The 23,315-nt window shown below is 64.4% G+C and carries 30 protein-coding genes; 5 read left to right on the plus strand and 25 right to left on the minus strand.

The genetic code is table 11. The features are described 5' to 3' along the window. Positions 1-186, plus strand: a 186-nt coding sequence (locus JJ918_RS16490; RefSeq protein ID WP_291889816.1) for a hypothetical protein, incomplete at its 5' end; no start/stop codon positions are given. Here JJ918_RS16490 and JJ918_RS16495 read toward each other — a convergent pair. After that, positions 183-1,715: an acyl-CoA carboxylase subunit beta gene (locus JJ918_RS16495; protein WP_291889819.1), complete on the minus strand. Its 1,533-nt coding sequence runs from the start codon at positions 1,713-1,715 to the stop codon at positions 183-185. The two genes, JJ918_RS16490 and JJ918_RS16495, sit on opposite strands and share 4 nt — an antisense overlap. Before the next feature lie 162 nt (positions 1,716-1,877). Between JJ918_RS16495 and JJ918_RS16500 the strand changes: the two genes are divergently transcribed. Then, complete coding sequence (locus JJ918_RS16500) at positions 1,878-2,969, plus strand: GNAT family N-acetyltransferase (RefSeq protein WP_291889822.1); 1,092 nt, start codon at positions 1,878-1,880, stop codon at positions 2,967-2,969. 22 nt (positions 2,970-2,991) lie between these two features. Here JJ918_RS16500 and JJ918_RS16505 read toward each other — a convergent pair whose 3' ends face one another. From JJ918_RS16505 to JJ918_RS16515, 3 genes are read right to left on the minus strand one after another with little or no spacing between them, the layout of a single operon-like run. Beyond that, entirely contained in the window at positions 2,992-3,669 is a 678-nt protein-coding gene (locus tag JJ918_RS16505) for a 2OG-Fe(II) oxygenase (protein WP_291889825.1), read from the minus strand. A 52-nt stretch (positions 3,670-3,721) separates the two neighbouring features. Continuing rightward, complete coding sequence (locus JJ918_RS16510) at positions 3,722-4,489, minus strand: ATP12 family chaperone protein (protein ID WP_291889828.1); 768 nt, start codon at positions 4,487-4,489, stop codon at positions 3,722-3,724. Continuing rightward, positions 4,486-5,181, minus strand: a complete 696-nt coding sequence (locus tag JJ918_RS16515; protein WP_291889830.1) for an HAD-IA family hydrolase — start codon at positions 5,179-5,181, stop codon at positions 4,486-4,488. Before JJ918_RS16515 ends, JJ918_RS16510 begins: the two co-directional genes overlap by 4 nt. A gap of 107 nt (positions 5,182-5,288) precedes the next feature. Here JJ918_RS16515 and JJ918_RS16520 point away from each other — a divergent pair, with 107 nt between their 5' ends. After that, positions 5,289-5,612 carry a DUF1244 domain-containing protein gene (locus JJ918_RS16520; RefSeq protein ID WP_291889832.1) on the plus strand — a complete coding sequence of 108 codons (324 nt, stop codon included), beginning with the start codon at positions 5,289-5,291 and terminating at the stop codon, positions 5,610-5,612. Between the two features lie 3 nt (positions 5,613-5,615). Here JJ918_RS16520 and JJ918_RS16525 read toward each other — a convergent pair whose 3' ends face one another. The 6 genes from JJ918_RS16525 to crcB all read right to left on the minus strand — a co-directional run bounded on the left by JJ918_RS16525 (position 5,616) and on the right by crcB (position 11,315). Then, positions 5,616-6,980 carry a TolC family protein gene (locus tag JJ918_RS16525; RefSeq protein WP_291889835.1) on the minus strand — a complete coding sequence of 455 codons (1,365 nt, stop codon included), beginning with the start codon at positions 6,978-6,980 and terminating at the stop codon, positions 5,616-5,618. After that, positions 6,980-7,954, minus strand: coding sequence for an HlyD family efflux transporter periplasmic adaptor subunit (locus tag JJ918_RS16530; RefSeq protein WP_291889838.1), 975 nt, complete (start codon positions 7,952-7,954; stop codon positions 6,980-6,982). Before JJ918_RS16530 ends, JJ918_RS16525 begins: the two co-directional genes overlap by 1 nt. Continuing rightward, a complete protein-coding gene (locus JJ918_RS16535; RefSeq protein WP_291889840.1) occupies positions 7,951-8,652 on the minus strand; it encodes an ABC transporter ATP-binding protein in 702 nt (233 codons plus the stop codon). Before JJ918_RS16535 ends, JJ918_RS16530 begins: the two co-directional genes overlap by 4 nt. Then, positions 8,649-9,788: an FtsX-like permease family protein gene (locus JJ918_RS16540; RefSeq protein ID WP_291889843.1), complete on the minus strand. Its 1,140-nt coding sequence runs from the start codon at positions 9,786-9,788 to the stop codon at positions 8,649-8,651. The genes JJ918_RS16535 and JJ918_RS16540 overlap by 4 nt, the downstream gene beginning before the upstream one ends. Positions 9,789-9,927: 139 nt before the next feature. Beyond that, on the minus strand, positions 9,928-10,920 hold the full coding sequence (locus JJ918_RS16545; RefSeq protein WP_291889847.1) for an RluA family pseudouridine synthase: 993 nt from the start codon (positions 10,918-10,920) through the stop codon (positions 9,928-9,930). Beyond that, complete coding sequence (gene crcB, locus JJ918_RS16550) at positions 10,917-11,315, minus strand: fluoride efflux transporter CrcB (RefSeq protein WP_291889850.1); 399 nt, start codon at positions 11,313-11,315, stop codon at positions 10,917-10,919. The genes JJ918_RS16545 and crcB overlap by 4 nt, the downstream gene beginning before the upstream one ends. A gap of 511 nt (positions 11,316-11,826) precedes the next feature. Between crcB and JJ918_RS16555 the strand changes: the two genes are divergently transcribed. Further along, positions 11,827-12,531 carry a hypothetical protein gene (locus JJ918_RS16555; protein WP_291889853.1) on the plus strand — a complete coding sequence of 235 codons (705 nt, stop codon included), beginning with the start codon at positions 11,827-11,829 and terminating at the stop codon, positions 12,529-12,531. Here the strand turns inward: JJ918_RS16555 and JJ918_RS16560 are convergent. Both JJ918_RS16560 and JJ918_RS16565 read right to left on the minus strand, forming a co-directional pair. Continuing rightward, positions 12,528-13,838 carry a replication-associated recombination protein A gene (locus JJ918_RS16560; protein WP_291889856.1) on the minus strand — a complete coding sequence of 437 codons (1,311 nt, stop codon included), beginning with the start codon at positions 13,836-13,838 and terminating at the stop codon, positions 12,528-12,530. The two genes, JJ918_RS16555 and JJ918_RS16560, sit on opposite strands and share 4 nt — an antisense overlap. 44 nt (positions 13,839-13,882) lie before the next feature. Beyond that, on the minus strand, positions 13,883-14,194 hold the full coding sequence (locus JJ918_RS16565) for a hypothetical protein (RefSeq protein ID WP_291889859.1): 312 nt from the start codon (positions 14,192-14,194) through the stop codon (positions 13,883-13,885). A gap of 129 nt (positions 14,195-14,323) precedes the next feature. Between JJ918_RS16565 and JJ918_RS16570 the strand changes: the two genes are divergently transcribed. Next, on the plus strand, positions 14,324-14,761 hold the full coding sequence (locus JJ918_RS16570) for a VOC family protein (RefSeq protein WP_291889861.1): 438 nt from the start codon (positions 14,324-14,326) through the stop codon (positions 14,759-14,761). On the opposite strand, the gene JJ918_RS16575 is transcribed toward JJ918_RS16570, so the two are convergent. From JJ918_RS16575 to rpsH, 13 genes are all read right to left on the minus strand, one after another. Next, positions 14,758-16,155, minus strand: coding sequence for a Do family serine endopeptidase (locus JJ918_RS16575; RefSeq protein ID WP_291889863.1), 1,398 nt, complete (start codon positions 16,153-16,155; stop codon positions 14,758-14,760). The genes JJ918_RS16570 and JJ918_RS16575 overlap by 4 nt on opposite strands. A gap of 89 nt (positions 16,156-16,244) precedes the next feature. After that, a complete protein-coding gene (gene rplQ, locus JJ918_RS16580; protein ID WP_271185330.1) occupies positions 16,245-16,667 on the minus strand; it encodes a 50S ribosomal protein L17 in 423 nt (140 codons plus the stop codon). 45 nt (positions 16,668-16,712) lie between these two features. After that, the gene (locus tag JJ918_RS16585; RefSeq protein WP_271185329.1) at positions 16,713-17,732 is read right to left on the minus strand and encodes a DNA-directed RNA polymerase subunit alpha; all 1,020 of its coding nucleotides are present in this window, start codon (positions 17,730-17,732) and stop codon (positions 16,713-16,715) included. 75 nt (positions 17,733-17,807) lie between these two features. Further along, the gene (gene rpsK / locus JJ918_RS16590) at positions 17,808-18,197 is read right to left on the minus strand and encodes a 30S ribosomal protein S11 (protein ID WP_271185328.1); all 390 of its coding nucleotides are present in this window, start codon (positions 18,195-18,197) and stop codon (positions 17,808-17,810) included. Positions 18,198-18,208: 11 nt separating this feature from the next. Then, on the minus strand, positions 18,209-18,577 hold the full coding sequence (gene rpsM / locus JJ918_RS16595) for a 30S ribosomal protein S13 (RefSeq protein ID WP_271185327.1): 369 nt from the start codon (positions 18,575-18,577) through the stop codon (positions 18,209-18,211). A gap of 143 nt (positions 18,578-18,720) precedes the next feature. Further along, positions 18,721-19,287: an adenylate kinase gene (locus JJ918_RS16600; protein ID WP_291889867.1), complete on the minus strand. Its 567-nt coding sequence runs from the start codon at positions 19,285-19,287 to the stop codon at positions 18,721-18,723. Then, positions 19,284-20,624, minus strand: a complete 1,341-nt coding sequence (gene secY / locus JJ918_RS16605; protein WP_348507880.1) for a preprotein translocase subunit SecY — start codon at positions 20,622-20,624, stop codon at positions 19,284-19,286. The genes JJ918_RS16600 and secY overlap by 4 nt, the downstream gene beginning before the upstream one ends. Before the next feature lie 30 nt (positions 20,625-20,654). Next, positions 20,655-21,128, minus strand: a complete 474-nt coding sequence (gene rplO, locus JJ918_RS16610) for a 50S ribosomal protein L15 (protein WP_291889869.1) — start codon at positions 21,126-21,128, stop codon at positions 20,655-20,657. 40 nt (positions 21,129-21,168) lie between these two features. Further along, entirely contained in the window at positions 21,169-21,354 is a 186-nt protein-coding gene (rpmD, locus tag JJ918_RS16615; RefSeq protein WP_271185324.1) for a 50S ribosomal protein L30, read from the minus strand. A gap of 12 nt (positions 21,355-21,366) precedes the next feature. After that, positions 21,367-21,987 (minus strand): 30S ribosomal protein S5, encoded by a 621-nt coding sequence (rpsE, locus tag JJ918_RS16620; RefSeq protein ID WP_271185323.1) that lies wholly within the window; start codon positions 21,985-21,987, stop codon positions 21,367-21,369. 12 nt (positions 21,988-21,999) lie between these two features. Then, complete coding sequence (gene rplR, locus JJ918_RS16625) at positions 22,000-22,362, minus strand: 50S ribosomal protein L18 (RefSeq protein WP_271185322.1); 363 nt, start codon at positions 22,360-22,362, stop codon at positions 22,000-22,002. Positions 22,363-22,370: 8 nt separating this feature from the next. Next, positions 22,371-22,904 (minus strand): 50S ribosomal protein L6, encoded by a 534-nt coding sequence (gene rplF / locus JJ918_RS16630; RefSeq protein ID WP_291889874.1) that lies wholly within the window; start codon positions 22,902-22,904, stop codon positions 22,371-22,373. 12 nt (positions 22,905-22,916) lie between these two features. Further along, a complete protein-coding gene (gene rpsH / locus JJ918_RS16635; protein WP_271185320.1) occupies positions 22,917-23,315 on the minus strand; it encodes a 30S ribosomal protein S8 in 399 nt (132 codons plus the stop codon).

A 23,315-nucleotide genomic window follows, 5' to 3' on the forward strand; every position in this document is an offset into this window, starting at 1 on the left:
CGATCCCGGATCTGCAGCCTGCCTGCGCAGGCTTGCATCCGGGAAAAATGGGAGTGGGAAGAAAAAGATGCGCTGATGCTTCCCCCGGATTTATTCCGGGGTCTGGCGGCGTTTCAGATGCAGGCTCAGCCGGGCCCCGGCACGGGGGCGGGGGAAGTGGAGGGAGCGGAAGAGCGCGCCCCCTAAAGCGGAATATTGTCGTGCTTTTTCCAGGGGTTTTCCGCCTTCTTGTTGCGGAGGGTCCTGAGCGCGGTGATCAGCCGTTTGCGGGTGCCGTGGGGCATGATGACGTCGTCGATATAGCCGCGGCCGGCGGCGACGAAGGGATTGGCGAAACGGTCTTCGTATTCGGCGGCGTGGGCGGCCATCCTGTCGGCATCGTCCAGATCCTTGCGGTGGATGATCTCGGCTGCGCCCTTGGCGCCCATCACGGCGATCTCGGCGGTCGGCCAGGCATAGTTCACATCGCCGCGCAGGTGTTTGGAACTCATCACGTCATAGGCGCCGCCATAGGCCTTGCGGGTGATCACGGTAAGCTTGGGCACAGTGGCTTCGGCATAGGCGAAGAGAAGCTTGGCGCCGTGCTTGATGAGGCCGCCATATTCCTGCTTGGTGCCCGGCAGGAAGCCCGGCACGTCCACGAAGGTGACGATCGGGATATTGAACGCATCGCAGAAGCGCACGAAACGCCCCGCCTTGCGGGAGGCGTCGATGTCCAGCACCCCGGCCAGGCTCATCGGCTGGTTGGCGACAAAGCCCACGGGCGCACCGTCCAGCCGGCCGAAGCCGGTGACGATATTGGAACCATAATCCGGCGCGATCTCGAAGAAATCGCCCTCGTCGGCCACCTTCTCGATCAGTTCCTTGATGTCATAGGGCTTGTTCGGATTGGACGGGACGAGCGTGTCGAGAGACTTCTCCATCCGCTCCGGATCGTCATAGACGGGCCGCTTCGGCGGCGTCTCGCGATTGGACAGCGGCAGGAAGTCCACCAGACGGCGGATCTGCACGATGGCCTCCAGATCGTTCTCGAACGCGCCATCGGCGACGCCGGACTTCTTCGCATGCACCGAGGCACCGCCCAGTTCCTCGTGGGTGACGGTCTCGTTGGTCACCGTCTTCACCACGTCCGGGCCGGTGACATACATGTAGGAGGTATCCTTCACCATGAAGATGAAGTCGGTGATGGCGGGCGAATAGACATCGCCGCCGGCGCACGGGCCCATGATCATGGAGATCTGCGGCACCACGCCCGAAGCCAGCGTGTTCTGCAGGAAGATATCCGCATAGCCGGCCAGCGAAGCCACGCCTTCCTGGATGCGTGCGCCGCCGGCATCGAAAATGCCGATCACCGGCGCGCCGTTCTGGATGGCGGCCTTCTGGACCTTGACGATTTTCTGGGCGTGAGTCTCCGACAGGGAACCGCCGAATACCGTGAAATCCTTGGAGAAGACATAGACAAGCCGGCCATTGATCGTGCCGTGGCCGGTGACCACACCGTCGCCGGGGATCTTCTTGTCCGCCATGCCGAAATCGACACAGCGGTGCTCCACGAACATGTCCCATTCCTCAAAGGAACCGGCATCCAGCAGCAGCTCGATCCGTTCGCGCGCCGTCAGCTTGCCCTTGGCGTGCTGCGCCTCGATCCGCGCCTCGCCGCCCCCCATGCGGGCCGCGGAACGTTTGGCATCAAGCTGTTCGATCACGTCTTTCATGGACCCTCGTCCCTTCCCCAAGATTTCGTCAGGCCGGATTTTTTCGACAGAAATGGCGGCCTCCTGCGTTCGATAGCAGACCCGTCCGGCCCAGAGCAATCAAGCCGCTGCTCAGGCGCGGGAATTGCAGGGCGTCGCGGTGGCAAGGATTGGAAGATGGACATGAGCCCGCTTTACAGTGCGGACATCGTCAGGATCGATGCGTTGACGGCGCGGCAGCGCGCGGCGTGGAACGCCATGCGTTCCAGCAACTTCGCCCTCGCCTCCCCGTATTTCGCCCTCGAATTCGCCGAGGTGATGGCTGCGGCGCGCGACGACACCCGCGCCCTCATCGTGTCCCGAAACGGTTCGCCCGCCGCTTTCCTGCCGCTGCAATTGTCCCGCTCCGGCGTCGCCCGCCCCATCGGTGGCCCGCTGGGCGATCATCACGGGCTGATCACCGACACGCCGGACATCGATCTCGACCCGCTGCTGAAAAAGGCGGGGTTCGGCGTCTTCGCCTATAATGGCGCGCTCGCCGACCAGACGAGCTTCCTCAAGCATTGCGACGGTCCGCCGGAGATATCCTGGGTCTCCGACCTGTCGCGCGGCTATGACGCCTTCATTGCCGATTGCACCGCGGCCGACGCCAAGGCCATGCGCAATATCCGCGCCCGCCAGCGCAAGCTGGACGAGTTGGATGCCGAGGTCGTCATCCGGATCGACGACCGCCGGCCTGAAGCGCTGCAGGCGCTGATCGGCGCGAAGCGGGACCAGTATCGCCGCACCCACGCGATCGACGTGCTCTCGGTACCCTGGACGCTGAATGTAATCGACACGCTGTTCGAGCGGACCGATCCGGCGCTCCGCGGCCTGCTCTCGACGCTGGAGATTGACGGACAGCTGGCCGCCGCCCATTTCGGCATGCGGTCGCAAACCGTGTTGCACTACTGGTTCCCGGTCTTCTGGCCGGACCACGCCAGGCTGGGCCCCGGCCTGACACTCTTCCTCGACATGGCCCGGACCCTCGCCAGCAACGGCATCACCGCCATCCATCTCGGCCCCGGCGAATATGATTTCAAACGCCGGCTGTCGAATGCCGGTTTCGGCGTGGTGTCAGGCCAGATCCGCCAGCCCTCGCTGACAACCAGCCTCGTTGCCGCCGGGGTCAATCTCGACAAGTTTGCGCGCAGCCTGCCGCTCGGACGCTTCGCCAGCTGGCCGGGCCGGGCGATCCGGCGGCTCGACAAATGGGCCGCCATGCACGCGCTTTAGACGGCCAGAGTCGCGCTCTCGCCTACTGGAACGGGTTCAGCTTCTTCAGGAAGTATTGCAGCCCGCCGCGCTTTTCCTTGCGGTCCAGCTCTTCCTGGGAGGTCAGGAAAGTGGTCTGGACGACATAACGCTCGCCCTCGAAGGGCAGGTGGCCGTGCCAGGAATGATCGTCGCGCAGGAAAGCGAAGACATAGCCGGCCAACGGCGGCACTTCCTCGGTGAAATCCTCGAAATCCTTCGGCCCGTTGAGCACGCGGATACAGCCAGCGCCCGTACCGTCCCACTCGGCATTGAGATAGGTCAGCATGGTCAGGATTTTCGACTTCGAGTCGTTGTGGATCGGACCGTCGGACAGCTGGCTCAGCCGGCGCACGGTGATCATGCGCGGCTTTTCGGTGAAATCGACGCCGAACTTGTCGGTCAGGACCTGAGCCAGCTCCGGCGAGTTGAGATCGTCCATCAACCGCTTGAACTCGCCGCTCGCTTCCAGCTTGGACAGCGGCAGATAACCCGGCTTGTTGATAGCGGGATAGTCGCGGCGCACATCGGCCGCCTCGCCGGTACTCAGCGCGCCCTCGGCGACGAAATAGTTATAGGGCGTGTTGCGCATCCTGGCGGAGCGCAGCGCATCGAAATTCAGCAGGCCGCCCGGCCCCGTCTTTCCGGCCATGTCCGGCTCCGCAATCGTCATGTCGGCCATGATACCCAACTCCGGTAATTTCGCCGCAACACTATAGGAGCGGCGACAGGCTTCAAGCCGGGCCGTCCGCGTCCAATGCGCGCAGCATGGCGTCCGCCGCGACCAGCTCGGCCTTGAGCAACGCGAGGCGTTGGGCGGCTTCGGCATCCTCGCCCCACCGTCCCGCCTGCCAGGCTTCGTCGACGTTCGACAGGGCGAAGGCCTCACCGCCATCGATCTCGCCGTGCAACAGCGCCAGGCCGAGAATGGCCGAACCGGTCACCGCCGTGGCATGTGCCAGGGCGGTCAGCCGCCACACGTCCTGTTCGCCGGCAATCGCCATTACGCGCTGCAGGGCAACGGGATCCTGGTCGACGGGCAGGATCCCGGTCGCGGCAACGAAGTGTGCGCCCAGCGCCCGCTCGACCCAGGCCAGCATGGGATCCCAGGCCGCAGCCTGGGCTGCGACGAGTTCCTGCGGTTCGGGCGCCCGGAAACACACCAGATCGGTGGAGGCGTATTTGGTGATTTCCGCCACGGTTTCCGCATGCGCCAGCGCCATCCGGTCCAGCGCCACGAAGCACAGGCGGGTCAGTGGCATGGAGGGCGCATCGATCCGCTCGCCCTGGGCCGACCACTCAGCGGCAATGCCGTCGGCCAGCGCTTCGGCCGGAACGGCCAGCACTTTCTTGGCCGGAGTGCGCACGCCGCGTCCGTCCAGCAGGACCGACCAGCCGGCCTCGCCGCGCTCGACACCGACCTGTTCGTAAAAGCGTTTGGGACGGGCATCTTCCGGCCTGGGCAGGCGCACACCCGGCTTGGTTTCATATTTGTCGCTCATGCCGCGCTCTCTTCCACACCGCGGCCGAACACGTCCAGCGCCCGGTTCAGCGCATCGAAGTCATGGTGCACATCATGGGCACCGCCGCCGCGGATCTCGTCCTCGGTGTGAAAGCCCCAGCTGACGCCCAGCGTATGGACCCCGGCATTGCGGCCCATCTCCATGTCGAAGGAGGTATCGCCGATCATCACCGCCTGGTGCGGATCGGTGCCCGTCTCCTTCATCGCGTCCAGAACCATGCGCGGATGCGGCTTGCCGGCACCGCCATCGACGGTCTGGAAAGTATCGAAATAGCGGTGCAGATCGTGATGCCCGAAGACAATGTCGAGGCCCCGCCGGGCCTTGCCTGTCGCCACACCCAGAAGCCAGCCCTCACTGGCAAGACGCTCGATCGTCTCGCGGGCGCCCTCATAGAGCTTTTCCTGGAAACCGGTCTCGGAGCGCTGCTCGACGAAGGCTTCCTTGTAATAGGTCGCCAGATGCGGGATGCGCTCGGCCGGATAGTCCGGCGGCGCCAGACGCATGATTGCCTCGGTCAGCTCAAGCCCGACAATCGTGCGCGTGCGGTCATACCCGATCGGCGGCAGGCCTGCCCGCTCGAAGGCCCGCGCCATGGCCCGCTGGATCACCTGGCGGCTGTCGACGATCGTCCCGTCAATATCCCAGATGGCGAGTTTCAGATCGGACGGCATGGGCGCTCCCGCAACAGCTTCACGGGCTCGTTAGGCGGCGTTCGCCGGCTTGGCAAGCCGGGGGCCGCTCATGCTAGCTATGCGCAAACCCGCGAGGACGAATTCCCATGCCCCATCCCGACGATCTCACCGACGCCCAGCGCACCGAACTGGACGCCGCCGCCTTCCGCCGGCTCCTGGCGCATCTGGACGATCACAAGGAGGTGCAGAATATCGACCTCATGCTGCTCGCCGACTTCTGCCGCAACTGTCTGGGCGACTGGTGGCTCGAAGCCGCGGCCGAGCGCGGCTTCGAGCTGTCCAGGGCCGACGCCCGGGCCCGGGTCTACGGCATGGATCCGGATGCCTGGAAAGCGCAGCACCAGACCGAAACAAGCCCGGAAAAGCTGGAAGCCTTCAAGGCCAAGCAGGCCGCGAAAGCCGGCGGTTGACGGTCACCCGTCGGCCGGATCCGCCGCCAGGGCGCGCAGCAATCCGATTGTCGCCGCCAGGCCCTGCTGCCAGTTGCGTATCCGCTGTTCGCGCAAGGCGATCTCGCGCTGGCGTTCGCCGATCAGCTCGAACATCGATGCCGTACCGGCGTCGTAGCGGGTCTCGACAGCTCGGGTCACCCGCACCTGTGCGTCCAGCTGGCGGGCCGTGATATCGATCTGGCGCAGGTTGGAATCCTGGACCAGCAGGGCGTTCTCGACATCGGTGAGTGCCGAGAGCACCGCACTGCGCCAGGCCAGAACCGCCTGCTCCGCCCCGATCTGCGCCCGTTCCAGATTCCGCCGGCGGGTGCCGTTGGAGAACAACGTGGTGGTCATGTCGGCCGCAGCTGACCAACTGGTCGTGCCGTCCAGAAACTCAATCAGGTCGGACGAGGCATAGCGGCCGTTCGCGGACAATCCGAAGCTGGGATAAAAGGCCGTGCGGGCCAGGTGGACGGAGATGTCGGCCCGTTCCAGCCCCCGTTCGGCATTGCGGATATCCGGCCGTACGACCAGCACTTCAGCAGGCATGCCGGGGGCCAGACGGGGAATCGCGCCGGGCTCGAAAGTCGCAGGCGCCAGCGAAAAGGATTGCGGAACCACCCCGATCAGCGCGGCCAGGCGCTGTTCGGACAGGGCGCGGCGGGCGCGCGCATCCTCGATCGTGCTGCGCAGACGCAGGATCTCCACATCCAGCTGGTCGAGATCGAGCCGCGTGATCGCGCCTGCTTCCAGACGCACATCCTGAAGGGTGCGGCGCTGTTCGAGCAGTTCGAGCTGTTCGGCCCGCAATTGCAGCAGCGCATCCTGGGTGCGGATATCGTAATAGGTCAGCGCAATATCGGCGGCGAGACCGATCCGGGCCGTCAGCAGGCTGTCGCCCGCCGTCTCGAGCGCGAGCTCCTGCTGGCGTACGCCGGCCGCCAGACGGCCCCAGAAATCCAGTTCGTAACTGGCGGCCACCGCCAGGCTGGCGAAGGACGCGCTGCCGCCATTGCTGTCGGACACGCCGGCATTGGGGCCCGACACCGTCACGCCGGGACGGCGGGCAGCTTCAGCGTCCCGGATTCCGATACGAGCTGCATCGCGGGCCAGGGCCAGCGACTGAATGTCCGGATTATTGTCCAGGGCCTGCTCCAGCAGGTTGGTGAGTTCCGTATCCGCTATGTCGGACCAGCCGAGCACGCGCGGCGCATCGGCCGGAGCAAACGTCCGCCAGTCCGCAGGTGCCCGGGCCTCGATATCGGGGTGCACCGGCGCCGGGGCCGACGTCGCACAGGCGGCAAGCGCCGGCAGAATGGCGAGCAGGACAAACCAGCGTGTCATCACGGGCGCCCGCCCTCCGGCTGCGTATCGGCACTCATGAAACGGACAAGTACGGGCTGTCCGATCCGCAGCGGGATATCGCCGGCACTGATAACCAACTCGATTGTCTCTGACTGCGAGCCGCCCATGCTGCGCCGCGACGAGGATTCGGAACTGGACTGTCCGAATATCTCGGCGACCCGCTGAACAGTCCCCTCAAAACTCTCGGTCGGCCGGCCGCTCGGCGAGATCTGCACCGGTTGCCCGGGCTGAACGTGCTGGATATCGACCTCGCCCAATTCCACACGCACGATCCGTTCCGCGTCCGGCATCAGCAGGAAGGCCGTCGAGACCTGCAGGGTCGAAGCCCCCATACCCGGCCGCGCCTGAACCTCGATAATCCGGCCGGCGACGGGGGCGCGGATCGTACGCTGTTCGAGCGCGAAGAGCGCGCTCTGCAGGCTGGCCTCGGCCTGGCGCAAACCGATCTCGCGCGACTGAAGCGCAAGGCGCAGGCGGCGGACCGTGTCGTGCGCCGTATCGAGAGACTGTTGCGGCACAGCGTCCTGCGCCCGCTGCAATTCCATACGGGCCTGTTCGCGTTCCGCGATCTCCAGTTCAAGGCGCGCCTGCTCGATCGCAACATGAGCGGCATCCAGCGAGGCCTGCGCCTGGCGGACGGCAAAGCGCTCCCGGTCATCCTCCTGGACGGCCAGGGCCTCGCCGGCTTCCACGCGGTCGCCCTCCTCCACCAGCACCTCGCGGAAAGTGCCGCCGGAGCGGGCCGCGACCTCGATCACACCCCCCTCGATATCGACCTGGCCGCGAGCAACGGCGACGAAGGATGCCGCCGGCGCTGCCGGCAGATTCGCTGTCTGGACGTTGGCAACAGCATCGCTACGCCCGGACGCGAAAACCCAGGCCCCCGCGCCGATAGCGATAAACAAGAACAGCCAGGTCCAGAACCGCGTGAACACGCCCAGTATGCGTTTCATGACATCTGCGTCCTTTCGCTGTCGGTCTTGAGATGGCCGTCTTCCATCTCGATCACACGATCGGCGTGCGGCACCAGACGATCGTCATGGGTCACGCACAGGACCATGGCATTGTGATCCTTGGCGGCACGGTGCAGCAGGGCGGCAACGAGAGCGCCATTGTCACGATCGAGCGAAGAGGTCGGCTCGTCGCAGAAGATGAGCCGGGGTTCCTTGGCAATCATTCGGGCAATGGCCACACGCTGGTTTTCGCCCCCCGACATTTCGCCCGGCCGGGAGGTTTCCCGCCCGGCGAGCCCCACCTCGTCCAGCGCCTGCAGGGCAAGCTTGCGGGCGGCCGTCCGGTCAAAGCCGATATAGGTCAGCGGGATCATGATCTGTTCGAGAGCCGTCAAGGAGGGAAACAGGCCGACCGACTGAAAGACGAACCCGCAGTGGCGCCGCCGGAAAGCGGTCAGCGCGCCGCCCTTGCGGCGCCAGATCGCCTCGTCCAGGGCCAGAACTTCGCCCTCGTCCGGACGCTGCAGCCCGCCCAGGGCCGCGACGAGGGTCGATTTGCCAGAACCGGACGGTCCCATGAGCAAGGTCAGCTCGCCCGCTCGCAGACGCAGATCGACGCCCTTGAGCGCCGCCACCCGGGCCGCTCCCTTGCCGAACGTTTTGCGCAGCCCCGTGGCGCTGATCGCGAATCCGCTCACCGCAGCAACGCCGTCGGCCGGGATTTCGTCACGGCGCTGAGCGACAGGAGGCCCGCGAGCAGTGAAATGCCGATCAGGATAATGGCGATCAAGCCGATCAGTCCGGGCGAGAGCACGAAGGCTCCCCCGCGGCCGGTCATCACCATTTTGAGCACAAACCCGCCCGATATCGTCAGCGCACAGGCGGTGATGCCGGTCCACAGCGCCTGCTCCATGGCAATCAGGGCAATCCGCCAAGCTCCGACCCCCAGGGCGCGCAGCGCCGCAAACTCCTCACGCTGCGAGATGACCGCATTGCGCAGGGTCTGTGCCGCAATCGCCATGGCGATCAGGACAGCAAAGGCCCCGGAGATCATCATGTTGCGGGACGCATCCTGGTCGGCCAGTTCGGTGAGACTGGTCTGGATGACCATGTCGGCGGGCGTGATCGCCGATAAGCCATGCCGGGACAATGCCGTATTGAGCTCGGCGAGTGTCGCGTCTCGCAAGGCCGGCTCGTGCAAGCGGACAAGAAACGCGCTGGGAGGCCTCGTTCGCGACGCCTCGCCCAGAAGCTGTACGGTTTCGCGGGACATGAAGACACCGGCGAACATATTGCTGTCGAATACCGCGCCGACCCGAACGCCCACTTCGTAGAATGGAAGGTAATCGCCGGCTTCGAGACCCAGACGCTCGGCGACCTGGCGCGTCATGGCAAGCTGTCCGGGTGTCGCCAGGATCGTCCTGAGCCTGTCGGAGAAGCCTGCCGGAAAGCTCAGCGAGTCCGGCGATGGATCGATGACACGGCCAGAAATCCGGGCCGTTCCCTCCCCGTCACCTTCCGGCCAGGTAAGGAGCACACGTTCCTGCCCGAAGGCCTCGACCCGTTCGACATTCGGGTGAAGCCAGACCTGTCCCTCAAGATGCAGGGGGACAGAATTGACGAACATCTCGAAGCGATGAGCATTCTCGCCCGGAGTGCGGATAATGACGATGTCGGCCCGCAACTGCCGTTCGAAAGCGCCCAGCCCGCGCCATTCTCCCAACGCCATGCCGGCCTGGAAGACGATCAGCAGGCCCGCCATCACCAGCACGCTGATGGCCGCGGCATGGCGGCGCCAGTCAGTCTCGATATTGGCGATAGCCAGGCTGCGCATCGTTTCTCCCCGCTCCGGCGTGTGTCACGGCCGGGTACACACTCAAGGGATAACCGAGCAAGTTGTATCGATAAAGCGTCTCAACGTTATATTTTGAAAAGGTTTTCGGCTCGACGCGAGCCGGAGGCCTGAATCTCCCCTACGCCAGCTCATCCTCAACGCGTGTCTCGTCGATCTCGTTGGCGAAGAAGCCGAGCGTGTCGAAAATCTTCTGGGTCGGTTTGGGCAGGTCGGCCGTGATCAGCAGCGGCGCCCCCTTGTCCCGCGGGATCTCCAGCCGTCTGGCATGCAGGCAGAGGCGCCGGTCGAGATCTTCCGGAGCCGGACGGTCGCAGGTGTATTTGCGGTCACCCAGTATGGCATGCCCCATCGCGGCGAGATGGACCCGCAGCTGGTGGGTGCGGCCGGTGACAGGACGCAGCGCGACCCAGCTGGCCTTCTGACCGGCTTCGGCGACGACGGTATAGCGGGTCAGTGCGTGGCTTGCGCCGGGGTCGCCATGCGAGGCGGCCACCATGGTTTCGCGCTCGGCATCGCCACCGGCCCCGCCGGCCTTCTTCATGAAGCCCTTGATCTCGCCCTGCTTGGGCTTGGGCACGCCCAGGGCGATCGCCCAGTATGTCTTCTTCGTGCGGTGAGACTGGAAGGCCTTCGCCAGCCGGGCCGTCGCCTTGGGGCCTTTGCCGACAATCAGGACGCCGGAGGTATCCTTGTCGAGCCGGTGCACCAGGCGCGGCCGGTCCAGGCCCGTGCCGAAAGCGTCCAGCAGACCGTCGAGATGCCGCTGCGTCTTCGACCCGCCCTGCACGGCCAGGCCTGCGGGCTTGTTGAAGGCGATCAGCTCGTCGTCCTCATAGATCACAAGGGACTTCACGAAGGCCGTGTCTTCCGCCGACAGAGACGGCCGGGCCGGTTTCTCGCCCGGTTCAGGCAGCGGCGGAACCCGCACTTCCTGCCCCTCCGAAACACGGCTATCCCCCTTTACACGGCCGCCGTCGACGCGGATCTGTCCCTTGCGGCAGAGCTTCTGCACCATCGTTGCGGGGACGTGCGGAAAGCGCCGCTTGAACCAGCGATCGACGCGGGAGCCATCTTCGGACGGCTCGACCTTCAGGGTTTGAACGCCACTCATGTCAGTACCTTGCGCATGATGATCAGCCCGGCGAACACGGCGCCGAGGGCCAGCAGAACCGATCCCGCTGCATAGCCGAACGCCAGTGCATAGGCCTTGCGTTCGATCATCGTGGCGAGCTCCAGGGAGTAGGCCGAGAAGGTTGTGAACCCCCCGAGAAATCCTACAGCCCCTGCCAGTCTGATATACTGGTCGGCCTCACCCCGCCCCGCCAGGGCGAGCCAGCCAACCAGGAGGCCCATCGCCAGACCGCCGACGACATTCACGGCGAGCGTCCCCCAGGGCAGGCCCAGCGGCATTTGCGGCCCCAGCCAGCGCAGCGCCGCCTGGCCGACAAGATGCCGGGACACGGCGCCGCCCGCGCCGCCCGCTGCGATGAGAAGGAGATGGTTCATACGCCGCTCGATAGGACGGCCCTGCCGGATTGGCAAGCACGGCAACAGGACGGGCCAGTCCGGATATTTCGAGTTGCGACAAAACGACCCATATTAACATATGAAATCCATTTAATTTTGCATTTTTGCATGGCCACTCTGGCGAAACGTCCATTGTGAAATCTGGCTAAGTCCTTATTTACCAAGCCGCGAACCGGGACGGCCGGCTCGCCAAGACCAAAGGACTTTTGCTGATGACCCGCATTTCTTCGACTCTCTCGACGGTGGTCAACATCCTGTTCGTGGCCGGTGTGTTTGGGGCCATGACGATAGCGCTTTCCAGCGCCCTCGCCTAATCCCTCACCTCATCAGGCTTCGATCCGCCGACCGGCTCCCCTCACATGCCGGCGGCCCGGGATCGCCCGACCCAACGAAAGCGGGTGCTGCTCCAGCGGCGCCCGCTTTTGTTTTGGGCCCTTGGCACAGGGCTGCGAGGGCATAGACTGCCAGCAGCAACCGCCGGAGTCGCCTGATGCATCTGATCGCCCTTGCCGCCCTCGTACTGTTGCAGGACACGACTCCCGCCGGCGAGCCCGCGCCCGAGGTGGCCTCCGAAACGCCCGCCGAACCAACCGATGCCGCCACCCTCATCGCGCTGACCGAAAGCCGCTGGAATGAGTGGGTGAGCGTAGTCGGCGAGCTGGCATCCCGCTCCGCCCGCGAGCGCTTTGCCGCCGATCTGGTCTATCCGGTCATTGCCCGCACCGATCTCGATGAGGGCGCACGCGGCCCGATCATGCAGGCCGGACTGACGCGGATCGGCGCCCTGCAGGCAGAGAACACCGCCTGGGCGGCCGCACAGCTCGACCCGCAGAGTTTCCCGGACTTCCACACCCTGCAGCCCCGCCCGGCCCGCGAGCTTCTGCGCATGGCCGAGCGCGACGACGCCAATCTCGGCCGCATCGTCGCCGCACTGGAGCCCGTCGTTCTGGCAGGCGGATACGATGCCGCTGCCTTCGCCGCCATGGCCGACCGACACGCGCTCGTCGAAGACCGGCCGCAGCCCTACGGCACCCAGTCGCACTGCGCCGAGGGCACCGTCACACTGTACGAGATCGCCGAGCCGGACACACTGACCGAGCGGCGCGAGGCCCTCGGCCTGCCGCCCCTTGACCGTGATGCTGCAGAGGGCGCGGCCTGCGAGATGGAAGATGCGGCGCCGGGCTCGCCCGACTAGCCCTTGCGGCGCTCATTGCGCAGCGCGCGCCAGCGGTCGAGCCGTTCGCGAATGGACGCCTCCCGGCCGCGGTCTTTCGGTTCGTAGAGCACCGGGCGATCTTTCATGTCATCGGGGAAGTAATCCTGGCCGGACACGCCGCCCTCGACATCGTGGTCATACTCATAGCCCTTGCCGTATCCCTGCTGCTCCATGAGCCTGGTCGGGGCGTTGAGAATGTGGGCAGGCGGCATGAGAGAGCCCGTCTCCTTCGCCAGACGCCGGGCCCGTTTGTAGGCGACGTAGACGGCGTTGGACTTGGGCGCCGTTGCCAGGTGAACCACAGCATGCGCCAGCGCCAGCTCGCCTTCCGGCGAACCCAGGCGCTCATAGGTGCGCGCGGCCTCATTCGCGATCATCAAAGCTGTCGGGTCGGCAATGGCAATCTCTTCGGACGCCATGCGCACCAGGCGCCGCGCCAGGAAAAGCGGATCCTCGCCGCCTTCCAGCATGCGCGCGAACCAGTAGAGCGCAGCATCCGGATCGGAGCCGCGGACCGATTTGTGGAGCGCGGAAATGAGATTGTAGTGCTCCTCGCGATCCTTGTCGTAGGCCGTCGCCCGCTTGTTGAGAAGCTGCGCCAGAGCCGCCGCATCAACCGGCGTTTCCGGATCGAAAGTGAAAGCTTCCTCGACAAGATTGAGCAGGTAGCGGCCATCCCCGTCCGCCATGGACCGAAGCGCTGTGCGTGCGCCTGCATCGAGCGGCAGTGTCCGCCCCATCTCGGTCTCGGCGCGGGCAATCAGCTGGTCGAGGCCCGCATCGTCCAGGCGTTTCAGGACCAGGACCTGGCAGCGCGACAGCAGAGCCGCATTGAGCTCGAAGGAGGGATTCTCGGTTGTCGCCCCCACGAGCGTGACCGTCCCCTCCTCCACGACCGGCAGGAAACCGTCCTGCTGGGCCCGGTTGAAGCGGTGGATCTCGTCAACGAAGAGCAGCGTTCCCCGGCCGGCGGCGCGGCGGGCGCGGGCCCGCTCGAACGCCTTCTTGAGATCAGCTACGCCGGAGAAGACCGCCGAGAGAGGCTCGAATTCAAGATCGCTGTCCTCGGCCAGCAAGCGCGCGATCGTCGTCTTGCCGACGCCGGGCGGCCCCCACAGGATCAGCGAGGCCAGACGGCCTTGCGCCCGCATCCGGGCGATCGGCCCGGTGCCGGTCAGCAGATGATCCTGGCCGACGACTTCAGCAAGCGTTTTCGGGCGCAACCGGTCGGCCAGCGGCCGCGGCGCACTCTCTTCAAGGCCGGCGGATTGGAACAGGTCGGTCATGGCGCAAGAATGCCATGAACCGATCCGCTTCGCTCATACTCTTGTCACTCGGGACTACATGCAGCACTGCCGCCGCCACACAGGCCGCCTTGCCGGTCGATTCTCCGCATCCCCTCGCGCACGGCATCAGTTCTGTCCGTGTTTTCCGGACCGCACTCATAGACGGTTCGGGTCCGCATACCGGTCATGGGACGCTCCCGGCATTCGCCGGCCTCGATCATCGCCTGCAGTTGCAGTTGTTCCTCAAGCTCAGCCTGGCGAAGCGCTTCCTGTTCCTCTGGCGAGGTGATGCATCCCGACAGCATCGATGCGCACCAGATCGACACTGCGACAGACGCCACGCGAACATGTTTCATTGGCCTATCCCTCCATTGTTACGACCATCTGGTGTGCGAGAGTGCCGCGTCTTGATGCCGGTGTAAATCAATACGAAACCGGAGGTCGCATGCCTTGAAACAGTCTACCGATATGCAGGGAGAGACAGGATGAGCGACACGCCGGGACAAGCCGTCAGCCCCGAAATGCGAGTCGTGCCTTATCTCAGCGTCCACAATGGCGCGGCTGCACTGGACTTCTACGCCCGCGCCTTCGAGGCCGAGACGATTGAACGGTATGATTTTGACGGGACGCTGGGTCACGCGACTGTGAAAATCAATGGCGGGATAGTGATGCTTGCCGACGAGTTTCCCGATCCGGACGACCAGATCGGGAATGTTTCGCCGAAGACGCTGGATAACCGCACGACCTCAACCATCAATCTGAATGTGGACGATGCGGACGCCTGGTTCGAACGGGCGGTGGCAGCGGGCGCTGCCCCGATCCGTCCCTGCCGCGACGAGTTCTTCGGACGTCACGGCAAGCTGCGCGACCCCTTCGGCCACGTCTGGAGCCTGGTCACGCTGAAACTGAAGAGCGAGCGCTAGTAAAGCCGCAGCGCTGTCTCGTACCGGCGCCCGCGCCGCTCGACCACGATCGGCCAGATCCGCTCTCCGTCCCGGCTCTGCAGGATATCGGCGAGGTCGTTTATGTCGCGAACCGGCTCGCCCATCAGTTCGATCACCCGGTCACCGGCCCGGAAGACATTCGCCGCGACGGAACGCCCTGCGACCCGGTAGATCACCACCCCTTCCAGGAAGGGGTCGAGCCCGACGCGTTCATTGAAGGCCGGCGACATCTCGACCAGCTGTGCGCCGGACAAGGGATTGCGGCCGGTCGCATCAAACGGAGCAGGCTCGGTCTCGCCCGGTGCCGGTTCGACAGGCACGTCGAGCGACAGTTCGTTGCCATCGCGCAGCACGGTGAAGCTGGCCGCCTCGCCGGCGGCCCTGGTTGCCAGCCGGAAACGGGCGCCCGCCTCGTCATTGATCTCGCGCCCGTCGACAGCCATCACGATATCGCCGCGGCGCAGTCCGGCCTCGTCGGCCGCAGCGCCAGGATAAACCTCGTTGACCAGCGCGCCACGCGGCCGGCTCAGGCCGAGGGCGCGGGACAGATCGCCATCCACCGGCTGCAGGCGAGCGCCAAGCCAGGGGCGAACCAGTTCGCCCTCGCCCAGCGCAGTATCGACCACACGGCGAACCATCTCGACCGGGATGGCAAAGCCGATCCCGTTCGACCCGCCGGAGCGGGAAAAGATCATGGTGTTCACACCGACAAGCTCGCCATCCATATCGACGAGCGCGCCGCCGGAATTACCGGGGTTGATCGCCGCATCGGTCTGGATGAAGGAACCGAAATCGCTGCCACCGACCTCGGTCCGCGCCAGGGCCGACACGATGCCGGATGTCACGGTCTGACCGACACCGAAGGGGTTGCCGATCGCCAGCACGAGATCGCCGACCTCGATATCGCCGGCCATATCGAAGGGCATGACCGGAAGCGGCTCATCGGTCTCGACGCGCAGGACGGCCAGATCGGTGGCTTCATCCGTCAGGAGAATCTCCGCTTCGTATTCACGGCGGTCGGCCAGCACGACACGCAACTCGGTGGCATTGTTGACGACATGGTTATTGGTGACGATCACACCGGACGCATCGACGATCACACCGGAACCCAGCGAGTTCTGCTCCCGCGGCTGACTGCGGAACATGCGGGAAAAGAAGGGATCGTTGGCGAAGGGATGCTGCGCAGCGACCACGCGCCGGGAATAGACATTCACAACCGCCGGCGTGGCCTCGCGCACGATCGGCGCAAAGGACAGCTGCATCTGGGTGCGGCTTTCCGGAACGGCGCGGTCAGCGTTCTCAGCGAAGGGAATGTCCTGCGCGAGGGCAGGCGAACAGGCGATGAGAGAGGCGATGAGGACGTGTCTGATCATGGCTTCCACTTAGGCACAGCTGAGACAAGAAAAAAGGCGGCATTGCATGAGCAAAGCCGCCTTCTTCTGAACGTGCAATGACCGGGATCTTACTCCTCAGTCATGCCTTCTTCTGCTTCCAGGCGCGCGCGGTCCACGGCACCCTTGGCGGCCGGGTCGCGATCGACGAGTTCGATCACGGCCATCGGCGCATTGTCGCCGTGACGGAAGCCGGCCTTCAGCACGCGGGTGTAACCGCCATTGCGCTCGGCATAGCGGCCGCCCAGCGTGTCGAACAGCTTCTTGACCTGGTCCTCGTTGCGGACACGGGACATGGCCAGACGACGACCGTGGATATCACCGCGCTTGGCCAGCGAGATGAGCTTGTCCATGAACGGAGCCAGCTCTTTTGCTTTCGGCAGTGTGGTGACGATTTGCTCGTGCTCGATCAGCGAAGCGGCCATATTGGCCAGCATCGCCTTGCGGTGCGAGTGCGTGCGGTTCAGTTTGCGATGTGCGATGCCGTGACGCATGGCTTTATCTCCTCAGGTCCGGTTCGGGTGCCTCCCGGCAGCCGCCTAGACGTGATCCTCAAAACGTTTGGCCAGATCCTCGATGTTCTCCGGCGGCCAGTTCGGCGCTTCCATACCCAGGTGCAGACCCATCTGGGCGAGAACTTCCTTGATCTCGTTAAGCGACTTGCGGCCGAAGTTCGGGGTGCGGAGCATTTCCGCCTCGGACTTCTGGATCAGGTCGCCGATGTAGACGATGTTGTCGTTCTTCAGGCAGTTCGCCGAACGCACCGACAGTTCCAGCTCGTCGACCTTGCGCAGCAGCGCCGGGTTGAAGTCGAGCTCGGGCTTGTCGTCCTCGGCCGGACGCGCCTCGACAGCTTCCTCGAAGTTGATGAATATCTGGAACTGGTCCTGCAGGATGCGCGCTGCGAAGGCAACGCTGTCTTCCGGCGTGACGGTTCCGTCGGTCTCGATCTCGAGCGTCAGCTTGTCATAGTCCAGAACCTGGCCCTCACGGGTGTTCTCGACCTTGTAGGACACGCGCTTGACCGGGCTGAACAGCGAGTCGACGCCGATCAGGCCGATCGGGGCGTCTTCCGGACGGTTCCGCTCGGACGGCACATAGCCCTTGCCCGTGTTGACCGTGAACTCCATGCGGATTTCCGCACCCTCGTCGAGCGTGCACAGGACAAGGTCCTTGTTCACGATCTCGACGTCGGCGGTCTCTTCGATGTCACCGGCGGTGACGATGCCCGGACCGGACTTCTTCAGGACAACCCGCTTGGGGCCTTCGCCATGCATGCGCAGGGCGATCTGCTTGATGTTCAGGACGATGTCGGTGACGTCTTCACGCACACCGTCGATCGACGAGAACTCGTGCACCACGCCGTCAATGTGGACATTCGTCACGGCTGCGCCCTGCAGGGAGGACAGCAGCACGCGGCGAAGCGCATTGCCGAGCGTCATGCCGAAGCCGCGCTCCAGCGGTTCCGCGACGATCTTCGCCTGACGTTCCGGGTCATGCCCCGGCTCGATTTCCGGCTTCATCGGGCGGATAAGTTCCTGCCAGTTCTTCTCGATCACGTTCCTACTGCCCCTTCATCAGCCGCCCGGCCCCTGGCCGGCGGCGCGTTCAACAGGCGAAATGCGCGCCGCGGATTAGACGCGGCGGCGCTTCGGCGGACGGCAGCCGTTGTGCGGGATCGGCGTGACGTCCTGGATGGTGGTGATGGTGAAACCCACCGATTGCAACGCACGCAGCGCGCTTTCGCGCCCCGAACCCGGGCCCGAGACCTTCACTTCGATGGTCTTCATGCCGTGCTCGATTGCCTTCTTGCCAGCGTCTTCAGCGGCCATCTGGGCCGCATAGGGGGTCGACTTGCGCGACCCCTTGAAGCCCATGTGACCGGCGGACGACCAGGAAATCGCATTGCCCTGGGCGTCGGTGATGGTCACCATGGTGTTGTTGAAGCTGGCATTCACGTGGGCGACGCCCGACGTGATGTTCTTACGCTCGCGCCGCTTGATGCGGCTCGGTTCCTTAGCCATGTCTCAGGGCCCTACTTCTTCTTGCCGGCGATCGGCTTGGCGGGACCTTTGCGCGTGCGCGCATTGGTGTGAGTGCGCTGACCGCGGACCGGAAGGCCGCGACGGTGGCGCAGGCCACGATAATTGCCCAGGTCCATCAGGCGCTTGATGTTGACCGCGACTTCACGGCGCAGATCCCCTTCCACGAGGTGATCACGATCGATCACTTCACGGATTTGCAGGATTTCTGCGTCATTCAGGTCGGCAACGCGGCGCTCCGGAGCGATGGAAACCTGCTCGCAGATCTCCTTCGCCTTGGCCGGGCCAATGCCGTGGATATAGCGAAGCGCGATTTCAACGCGCTTATTCGTCGGAATATTGACGCCGGCAATACGGGCCACTTTCCATCTCCCAAGTCAGAACGCCATTCGCGGACGAACCAATGGGCAACCTTTCGGTCGCCGCATGAGCTCGCCCGTTTCGCGAAGGGCGCTATCTACAGTCAGCGTTGCCGCCCCGTCAATGGGGTTGCAACAGGTGTGTGTCACTTCGTGTCCAGTGCCGCAGCAATTCTCGCTGCGACGTCTTCCATCGACCCCATGCCCTCGACTTCCTTCAGCTTGCCTTGAGCGGCGTAGAAGGGAAGCAGAGGCGCGGTCTGATCCTGATAGGCTTTCAGGCGCACCTTGAACGCGTCGATATTGTCGTCGGCACGTCCTTCTTCGGCCGCACGCTTTTCCATCCGTGCGACAAGTTCCTGTTCATCCACCAGAAGGCGGACAACCGCATCGACCTGCGTACCGCGCTTCTCGAGCGCCGCATCCAGGGCTTCAGCCTGCGCGACGGTGCGCGGAAAGCCGTCGAAAATCGCGCCGCCGGCCGATTCGGCCTCCGGCAGACGCTCTTCGATCAGTTCGATAACGATCGCGTCGGGAACCAGGTTCCCGCCATCGACGATGGCCTTCACCCGATTGCCGAGTTCGGAACCGGACGCAATCGCCGCACGCAGCATGTCACCGGTCGACAGCTGAACCCAGCCGCGGTCGGAAACGAGTTTCTTGGCTTGCGTACCCTTGCCGCAGCCCGGCGGTCCGAACAGGATGATGTTCATCGTTTGCGCCCCCGCAGTTTCGACTTCTTGATCAGCCCCTCATACTGGTGCGCCAGCAAATGGGACTGGATCTGGGAAATCGTGTCCATCGTCACCGATACGACGATGAGGATGGACGTACCGCCCAGGGCAATGGCTGCGCCGCCGCCCATCAGCATGGGAACCATGCAGATCACGACCAGATAGATCGCGCCGATCAGCGTCAGGCGGGACAGCACGAAATCGATATATTCCGCGGTCCGCTTGCCCGGACGAATGCCTGGCAGGAAGCCGCCATACTTGCGCAGATTGTCCGCAGTATCTTCCGGATTGAAGACGACGGACGTGTAGAAGAAACAGAAGAACACGATCATCGCCGCATACATCGTCAGGAAGAGCGGCGAGCCCTGGCCGAGATAGGCGACCACGGTCTGCAGCCATTCCGGTCCCGACTGCTGCTGGAAGCTGGCGGCCGTGGCCGGCAGGAAGAGCAGCGACGAGGCGAAGATCGGCGGGATCACGCCCGCAGTATTCAGTTTGAGCGGCAGGAAGGAGGTATCACCGCCCACCATGCGATTGCCCTGCTGGCGCTTGGGGTATTGCACGAGCAGCCGGCGTTGCGAGCGCTCGATGAAGACCACCAGAACCAGGCCGGCCAGCACCAGGAGGATGCCGCCGAAGAAGACCGGCGCCGCCAGGGCGCCTGAAGCCGCCTGGCTCAGCGCACCGCCGAGCAGACCCGGCACGGCCGAGATGATACCGGCGAAAATGATCAGCGAGACACCATTGCCCACGCCGCGCGACGTGATCTGTTCACCCAGCCACAGGAGCAGCATGGTGCCGCCGACCAGGGTGATCACCGTCGAGGCGATGAAGAAGGGTCCCGGATTGATAGCCATGGTCAGGCCGTCGGCGTTCGGCGTATTCATGCCGATCGCGATCGCAAAGGCCTGTCCGGCCGCCAGCAGCACGGTCAGGTAACGCGTGTACTGGTTGATCTGCTGGCGCCCCTGCTCGCCCCCTTCCTTCTTGAGCTTTTCAAGGCTCGGAATGGTGGCGGACATGAGCTGCATGATGATCGAGGCCGAGATGTACGGCATCACGTTCAGCGCGAAGATCGCCATGCGTTCGACGGCACCGCCGCCGAGCGTGTTGAACATGTTCAGGATCCCGCCCTGGAACTGTTCAAACACACGCGCATACTGGACCGGATCGATCCCCGGGATCGGTACGAAGGTACCGATCCGGTAGACGATCAGGATCCCGATCGTGAACAGAATACGTTGTTGCAGCTCCTTCGCCTTGGCGAAGGAGCTGAAATTCATGTTCGCAGCAAGCTGTTCGGCAGCTGAAGCCATAAACTCGTCCCCGAAAGGTCAGCGTGGGTCCTATTCCGCGGCCTTGGCCACGGCGACGGTCACCTTGCCGCCCGCCTTTTCGACAGCCTCGATGGCCGCCTTGGAGGCACCGGCAACGGTGACGTCAAGTTTGGACTTGAGCTCACCTTTCGCAAGGAGGCGGATGCCATCGAGTTCACGACGGACCAGGCCGGCCGCGATCAGGACTTCGGCATCGATCGGCTTTTTCGCGTCGATCTTGCCTTCAGCGATGGCCTTCTCGATACGGCCGACATTCACTTCCGCCCAGCTCTTGCGGTTCGGCTTGTTGAAGCCCCGCTTCGGCAGACGCATGTGAAGCGGCATCTGACCGCCTTCAAAGCCCTTGATGGCCACGCCCGAACGGGACTTCTGGCCTTTGACACCGCGACCGCCGGTCTTGCCCTTGCCGGAGCCGATACCACGGCCGACGCGGGTGCGCAGTTTGGCGGCGCCGTCATTGTCGCGCAGTTGATTGAGACGCATGTCGTTCTCCATTCGATGGAGCGGTTTCCCCTTGAGGGACCTACTCCTCGACGATTTCCACCATGTGGCTGACTTTCGCGATCATGCCGCGGACAGCCGGGGTGTCTTCCAGTTCGCGAACGCGACCGATCTTGCCGAGGCCGAGACCGGTCAGCGTTGCACGCTGATCCTGAGGGCGGCGCGTGGGGCTGCCCGTCTGGCGAACACGGAGCGTTTTCTTGGCCATGGTTCGCAGTCCTTACGCTTCGATCGCTTCCGGCGAAGACGCACCGTCATCGCGGCGGTTCACCAGATCGCCAACCTTCAGGCCACGCTTGGCAGCAACCGAGCGCGGGCTCGACTGCGACCGCAGCGCATCCATGGTGGCGCGGATCATGTTGTACGGGTTCGAGGTGCCGACCGACTTGGCAACGACGTCCTGGACCCCGAGGGATTCCAGCACGGCGCGCATCGGACCGCCGGCGATAACACCGGTACCCGGAGGGGCAGCCCGCAGGATCACCTTGCCAGCGCCGTGGCGGCCCTTGGTGTCGTGATGCAGGGTGCGGCCCTCGCGAAGCGGCACGCGGATCATCGTCTTCTTGGCCTCGTCGGTCGCCTTGCGGATGGCTTCCGGCACTTCACGTGCCTTGCCCTGACCGAAGCCGACACGGCCCTTGGCATCGCCGACAACCACGAGCGCGGCGAACTGGAAGTTCCGGCCGCCCTTCACGGTCTTGGCAACGCGGTTGATGTGGACGAGCTTGTCTACGAGCTCGTCGTCGCGTTCCTGTTCGCGGTCGCGTCCGCGGCCGCGGCCACGGCCGCCGCGATCACCGCGATCACCGCGGTCACGCTGCTGCTCGTTCTGATGAGCCATACGTCCGCTCCCTTAGAAGTTCAGGCCGCCCTCGCGGGCCGCCTCTGCGAGCGCTTTGACACGCCCGTGATAGATGTAACCGCCACGGTCGAAGACGACGTCCTTGACGCCTTCCTTCACCGCGCGCTCGGCAATCAGCTTGCCCACGATCTCTGCGGCCTTCGTGTCCCAGCCCTTGGAGTGTTCCTTCAGGGCCACTTCCTCCAGAGAGGAAGCAGAAACGAGGGTCTTGCCCGCCACATCGTCGATGATCTGGGCATAGATGTTTTTCGCGGACCGGTGCACCGACAGACGCGGACGCCCATTGGCGAACTTGCGCAGGCGGGTGCGGTTGCGCTGGGCGCGCCGGACCGATTTTTCGCGTTGAGTCTTCATCGCACGCCCTACTTCTTCTTGCCTTCTTTGCGGCGAATGTATTCGCCGACATACTTGATGCCCTTGCCCTTGTAGGGTTCCGGCGGACGGAAGCGACGGATTTCCGCAGCGACCTGACCGACCTTCTGCTTGTCCGCGCCCGAGATCTTCACCTCGGTCGGCTTCGGACAGGCCAGAGTAACACCCTGGGGCGCGTCATAGATGACGTCGTGGGACAGGCCCAGCGACAGCTTCAGCGAAGAGCCCTGCATCTGGGCGCGGTAACCGACGCCGACCAGTTCGAGATCCTTCTCGAAGCCGTCAGCGACGCCCTTCACCAGATTGGCGACCAGTGCCCGCTGCATGCCCCACATGGCACGCGCCTTCTTGGACTCGTCGACCGGCTTGATGGTGATGCCATCTTCGCCCTGAGTGACGGTAACGTCGTCGACGAAGGCCATGGACAGTTCGCCCTTGGGACCCTTCACGGTCAGGCTGCCATCCTGGAGCGTCGCGGTGACGCCGGAAGGAATGGCGACGGGGAGTTTACCGATACGTGACATTGGCTCGCTCCCTTAGCTCACGTGACAGAGGATCTCGCCGCCCACATTGGCCTCGCGAGCGGTCGCATCCGACATCACGCCCTTGGGCGTGGACAGGATTGCGATGCCGAGGCCGTTCTGGACGAGCGGCAGGTCCTTGACACCGGAATACACACGGCGGCCCGGCTTGGAGATACGCTTGATCTCGCGGATCACCGAGTCACCTTCGAAATACTTGAGTTCGATTTCGAACTCTTTCTGGCCGTTGGCGTGTTCCACTTCCGCGTAATCGCGGATGTAGCCTTCGCTCTTCAGCACATCGAGCACGCGGCGGCGAAGGGCCGAAGCCGGCGTGTTCACGTTCCGCTTGTTGCGCATCAGCGCGTTGCGGATACGGGTCAGCATATCGCCGAGAGGATCGTTCACAGACAT

The sequence above is a fragment of the Maricaulis sp. genome (genome assembly GCF_017642925.1).
In the GTDB taxonomy this organism is placed as follows: domain Bacteria; phylum Pseudomonadota; class Alphaproteobacteria; order Caulobacterales; family Maricaulaceae; genus Maricaulis.